Source organism: Streptomyces sp. NPDC046197, assembly GCF_040646295.1.
Taxonomy (GTDB): Bacteria; Actinomycetota; Actinomycetes; order Streptomycetales; family Streptomycetaceae; genus Streptomyces.
Genome location: NZ_JBEYZY010000113.1, coordinates 1 through 1,140, shown reverse-complemented (window position 1 = coordinate 1,140; position 1,140 = coordinate 1). Strand labels below are relative to the sequence as shown.

The 1,140-nt window shown below is 42.8% G+C and carries 1 protein-coding gene and 1 pseudogene; one reads left to right on the top strand and one right to left on the bottom strand.

What is annotated here, in order from left to right; translation table 11 throughout:
* Positions 1–139 precede the first annotated feature (139 nt).
* A complete protein-coding gene (pcp, locus tag AB0A61_RS41135) occupies positions 140–787 on the bottom strand; it encodes a pyroglutamyl-peptidase I (RefSeq protein ID WP_361304756.1) in 648 nt (215 codons plus the stop codon).
* Positions 788–1,042: 255 nt separating this feature from the next.
* Here pcp and AB0A61_RS41130 point away from each other — a divergent pair.
* Positions 1,043–1,140, top strand: a pseudogene (locus AB0A61_RS41130) (carboxyl transferase domain-containing protein); the annotation flags it as partial.

Here is a 1,140-nt window from a genome sequence, read left to right as displayed (position 1 = left end):
GAGAATTTTAATAAGAAAAGAAGAGTGTCCATAAAATGACCATTTTCTGAACATCTGATAAAAAAGGAAAAACGATTAGAACGCTTTTCTTTTTTATGTCTATTTATTTGATAATAGTCCAAAAACACTAAACAGGCTTTTAGTGATCCTTGCCTTCAATCGTTTCGATATCGTCTTTGCCGTCACGGGACACGATGGCCTTGATAGCGGCAGTGATGCCTAAAACATCATCATCCAATGACAACGCTGGTGTTTCCGGACGAGTGACAACCTGTTCCGGCAAAAATGGAATATGCATGAAGCCGGCCTTAATATCGGGAAACATCTTATCCCGCATATACTGTACCTGATAAAAAATGTGGTTGCAGACGTAAGTGCCTGCTGTGTTGGAGACTGCTGACGGAACACCAGCTTCCCGAATGGCTTTGGCCATGGCCTTAATTGGTAACTGGGTAAAGTAGGCATTCTCGCCATCGCCATGAATCGTGTGATTAAGTGGCTGATACCCGGCATTATCTTGAATCCGACCGTCATCCAAGTTAATCGCAACTCGCTCCGGCGTGAGTTCAAACCGGCCACCAGCCTGACCAATGCTCAACACATAGTCAGGCTTTTCTTTGGCAATAGCATCTTTAACGACATCGGCTGAAACATTAAACTTTGTCGGAATTTCCAATTTAACGATTTGTGCCCCAGCAATTTCATCCGGCAAACGTTTCACGGCTTCAATCGCAGGATTAATTTTATCGTCGCCAAAGGGATCAAATCCGGTAACAAGAATTTTCATGAGAAGATTTCCTTTCTAAAATGCCAAGAAGTACAGAAGCTATCGAGAAGTGTATCTTGTACCATCTTTAAGACGTTGGAGTCTTTGATGGGTAGGACAATTTGTTGCGCCATGATTTATATATACCTTTCTGAAATTAAATAATTAAACTTATAATAGGCTCCGCCTTTTTATGACCACATTAAAAAACTAAACAAAAAGAACACCATATAAATTTTGTACGTGGTCTTCTTTTTGCTTTGAATCATTTCATTCCCTTACGACGTCCGTGAGGTCATCGCGCGTGTCGTCGACGGCTCCCGCTTCGCCGAGTTCAAGGCCGAGTTCGGGCAGACCCTCGTCACCGGCTTCGC

Coding starts and splice junctions, on each gene's coding strand:
- pcp (WP_361304756.1), bottom strand. CDS start 787: ATGAAAATTCTTGTTACCGGATTTGATCCCTTTGGCGACGATAAAATT.